Origin of the sequence: Blautia sp. OF09-25XD, assembly GCF_003482095.1 — a bacterium.
GTDB lineage: Bacteria > Bacillota > Clostridia > Lachnospirales > Lachnospiraceae > Fusicatenibacter > Fusicatenibacter saccharivorans.
This window is the reverse complement of record NZ_QUMG01000054.1, coordinates 1-679: the sequence shown is the minus strand read 5'-3', so window position 1 is coordinate 679 and position 679 is coordinate 1. Positions and strand designations below refer to the sequence as shown.

2 pseudogenes are annotated in these 679 nt (G+C 40.2%); both read right to left on the bottom strand.

The features are described from left to right. Window positions 1–253: pseudogene (locus DXA93_RS17560) on the bottom strand (IS200/IS605 family accessory protein TnpB-related protein); the annotation flags it as partial. Between the two features lie 19 nt (window positions 254–272). After that, window positions 273–494, bottom strand: a pseudogene (gene tnpA, locus DXA93_RS20810) (IS200/IS605 family transposase); the annotation flags it as partial. Window positions 495–679 lie beyond the last annotated feature (185 nt).

Genomic DNA, 679 nt, shown 5'->3' with positions numbered 1-679 from the left:
GTCTGAAATAGGATGGCATCTTGGGAAAGCAGAAATCAAAATCAAACCGGGCCGGATTCCGTTTCGTTGTATGCACCAGATGTTCCGCTGCATTGAAACGTTTCTTACTGTTCTCAATTTGGGCCAGTTCTTCCCATACAGATTCATACACTTTGACCAGATAGCGGACAGCAGAACGGTAAATCTCCAGTGTCTGGCGGATCGGAATATTCTGTTTTCGTAATTCTACACCATAACTGGATATGATTTTCATTCGCTTTTTCCTCCGGGTTTTAACGGGATTTTTCCTTCTGCCCTTCTATGTAAGCAAGTACCTGTTCACGGCTCCGGTCACTGACCGTTACAACACAATAAGACGGATTCCACAAATGTCCTCCCCACAACTCTTTCTTTAGCTCTGGATGTAAAAGGAACATCTGGTGTGCAAGATTCCCCTTCATGATTTTGATCATGTCTGAAATATAAAACTGTGGTCGGTAATCTACAAGCAGATGACTTCTTTCTTCATAAAAATAGTATACCATATGCATAGGAATAACTCAAACATTTGTTCCCATTTTGGTAAAAATTTTGCGCGTCTAACTCATCACTACTACAATATATTTATGGGTAATCCCCTTACTTCCAGTAAGGATTTATCCATCTCATTACTTAAACTGTTAGAATGTAGGATGCAATG